The sequence below is a fragment of the Bacteroides sp. MSK.20.82 genome, assembly GCF_019052485.1.
GTDB classification, from domain to species: domain Bacteria; phylum Bacteroidota; class Bacteroidia; order Bacteroidales; family Bacteroidaceae; genus Bacteroides; species Bacteroides thetaiotaomicron.
The window spans coordinates 1-3,276 of record NZ_JAHQUN010000106.1 but is presented as its reverse complement, the minus strand read 5'-3'; the positions used below and the strand labels follow the sequence as shown (position 1 = coordinate 3,276).

General features: G+C 42.1%; 3 protein-coding genes. All 3 read left to right on the top strand.

Annotated elements, in window-relative coordinates:
* Positions 1-1,028, top strand: a 1,028-nt coding sequence (locus KTR07_RS27845) for a type I restriction-modification enzyme R subunit C-terminal domain-containing protein (protein WP_305879300.1), incomplete at its 5' end; no start/stop codon positions are given.
* Positions 1,029-1,031: 3 nt separating this feature from the next.
* The gene (locus KTR07_RS27840; RefSeq protein WP_008764670.1) at positions 1,032-2,450 is read left to right on the top strand and encodes a class I SAM-dependent DNA methyltransferase; all 1,419 of its coding nucleotides are present in this window, start codon (positions 1,032-1,034) and stop codon (positions 2,448-2,450) included.
* A 3-nt stretch (positions 2,451-2,453) separates the two neighbouring features.
* The coding region (locus tag KTR07_RS27835; protein WP_217315571.1) for a PDDEXK nuclease domain-containing protein at positions 2,454-3,276 on the top strand (823 nt) is incomplete at its 3' end.

Genomic DNA, 3,276 nt, shown 5'->3' with positions numbered 1-3,276 from the left:
CGAACGCATTCAGCAAGGATTGTTTTTATTTGGTTGATGCGGTAGGCGTGACGGAGCATGCGCAAACAGTGGCACCTATAGATGATGGTCCTACAACAAAAACGATTACTCTAAAGGAGTTGTTAGAACGTATTAGTCATGGCTATATTCCTGACGAGTATCTCAAACGGCTTGCGGCAACGCTTGCCCGAATATACAACAAGGCGGATGATTCGCAACGGAAAGAGTTTGTCCGTTTGTCTCATGATGACATGAAGGAACTTTCTGCTAGAATATACGATGCGCTGGAGAAAGGCATTCTTCCACTGTTTGTAAGCACTGATGAGCCTAACAATGAACGTAAGGGGCTAGTCGCTCCGCTTGCCAATCATGCGGATGCTCGGAAATACCTTCTTATACTTGCAGCCGGATTCGTCAATACATTGATGCCGGGTGAAGATACGCTTATCTCCAAAGGGTTTTCCATTGAGGAAGCAAAAAGTACGACAGAGGCTTTCGAGGAGTTCTGCAAAGAACACAGTGATGAAATAGAAGCACTACGTATTATATATAATAATGAAGGAACGCCTATCACCTATTCTATGTTGAAGGATTTGGAAAACAAACTCAAAATGGCAAACAACCATTTCACTTCCAAACAACTTTGGAACTCTTATGCCATAGTTAATGCTAAAGCGGTAAGGCGTTCCACTACCAAAGAAGAAAGCGATGCATTGACCAATATCATACAACTTGTGCGCTTTGCTTTCCGCCAAATCGAACGATTGGATAGTGTAGTTACTACCTCTAAACAGTTTTTCAATCTTTGGTTAGGACAAACCCAGCGTGAAATAACTGACAAACAGCGAGAGGTTATCAGTCGTATTGTGGATTACATTGCTTCTAACGGAGCTTGTACGGTCAGAGATATTCGAGAGGATGACGCAACCCAAGCGGCACAAATGATTCGGGCATTTGGTAATATGCAGAAAGTGGACGAAGCACTTCATTCCCTTTACACATTTGTAGTATTAAGAAAAGCAGCATAAAAAATGGCAACAAATAGTTCAACTGAGCAATCGCTCACCAAAAAAGTATGGAATCTGGCAACCACTCTTGCCGGACAAGGAATAGGATTCACTGATTATATTACCCAACTGACCTATCTTTTATTCTTGAAGATGGATGCCGAAAATGTAGAAATGTTTGGAGAAGAGTCGGCTATTCCAACTGGTTATCAGTGGGCAGATTTGATAGCATTTGATGGTCTGGATTTGGTAAAACAATATGAAGAGACCCTTAAATTGCTTAGTGAGCTGGACAATCTGATAGGTACGATTTATACGAAGGCACAAAACAAGATAGACAAACCTGTTTATCTGAAAAAGGTCATCACCATGATTGATGAGGAGCAATGGCTCATTATGGACGGTGATGTGAAAGGAGCTATCTACGAAAGCATTCTTGAAAAGAACGGGCAAGACAAGAAAAGCGGTGCAGGACAGTATTTTACTCCTCGTCCACTTATTCAGGCAATGGTAGATTGTATCAATCCGCAAATGGGTGAAACGGTTTGTGACCCGGCTTGTGGAACGGGTGGATTCTTACTTACAGCTTACGATTATATGAAAGGTCAGTCAGCAAGTAAAGAAAAACGTGATTTCTTGCGTGACAAAGCTTTGCATGGTGTGGATAATACGCCTTTAGTGGTGACGCTCGCTTCCATGAATCTTTATTTGCATGGTATTGGTACAGACCGTAGTCCGATTGTTTGTGAGGATTCTTTGGAAAAAGAACCGTCAACTCTTGTTGATGTGATACTTGCCAATCCTCCTTTTGGAACTCGTCCGGCAGGCTCTGTGGATATCAACCGTCCGGATTTCTATGTGGAGACCAAAAATAACCAGTTAAACTTCCTCCAACACATGATGCTTATGCTCAAAACAGGAGGACGTGCTGCTGTGGTGCTTCCTGACAATGTCCTTTTTGAGGCAGGGGCAGGTGAGACTATTCGCAAACGCTTATTGCAGGATTTCAATCTGCATACTATCTTGCGCTTGCCTACAGGGATTTTCTATGCGCAAGGCGTAAAAGCCAACGTGTTGTTTTTCAGCAAAGGACAACCAACCAAAGAAATATGGTTTTACGATTACCGTACAGACATAAAGCATACGCTTGCCACCAATAAACTGGAACGGCATCATTTGGATGATTTTGTTTCTTGCTACAATAATCGAGTAGAGACCTACGATGCAGAAAATAATCCGCAAGGTCGTTGGCGTAAATATCCTGTAGATGAAATTATTGCCAGAGACAAAACAAGTCTTGACATTACTTGGATAAAACCAGGTGGTGAGGTGGACGACCGTTCATTGGCAGAACTGATGGCAGACATCAAGGATAAGAGCCAGACCATCAGTAGAGCGGTGACTGAACTTGAAAAACTGCTTGCAAATATTGAAGAAAATTGAGCTATGCGAAAAGATATTAGCACAAATGATAAAGATATAAACGACCTGTTCTTAAAGGTTGTTGACCTTGTCACGCAGGCAAGGGAACGTGTGGCAACAGCTATCAATATTGCTGAGGTCTTTACTAAGTTCCATATCGGACAATATATAGTAGAATATGAGCAAAAGGGAGAAACAAGAGCCGAATACGGAAAGGCGGTGCTGAAAGAACTCTCCAAACGTCTGACTGATAGGTTGGGAGATGGATGGTCGTATTCAACGCTTAAGAATATACGGCAGTTTTATATTGTCTTTTCTAAAGGGCTAACCAGTGGTTGTCCAAAGTCGAGCCAAAAGGCTAACCAGTGGTTAGCCGATTATCCGAAGGCAGAGGAACATATCTCTGAACCGACATTCGCTCTCTCATGGTCTCATTATCTTATACTGATGAGGGTGGAAAATCCGGATGCCCGCAGTTTCTATGAAATAGAATGTACCCAACAACAATGGTCTAAAAGACAACTTAGCCGTCAAGTAGGAAGCTGTCTTTATGAGAGATTGGCTTTGAGCCGTAACAAAGATGAAGTAATGCGGTTGGCTAAAGAAGGGCAAACTATTGGGAAACCATCGGACATCATCAAGAATCCCATCACATTAGAGTTTCTTGGTCTAAAGCCCGATGCAGTTTACTCAGAGTCTAAATTGGAGAATGCCATTATCAACAAGATGCAGCAATTCTTATTAGAACTTGGCAAAGGATTCCTATTTGAAGCAAGGCAGAAAAGGTTCACGTTTGATGAGCAGCATTTCTTTGTTGACTTGGTGTTTTACAATCGTTTGCTACAAT

What these genes read in the sequence shown, in the direction of transcription:
- KTR07_RS27840 (WP_008764670.1), top strand. Translation starts at nt 1,032, where the DNA reads ATGGCAACAAATAGTTCAACTGAGCAATCGCTCACCAAAAAAGTATGG.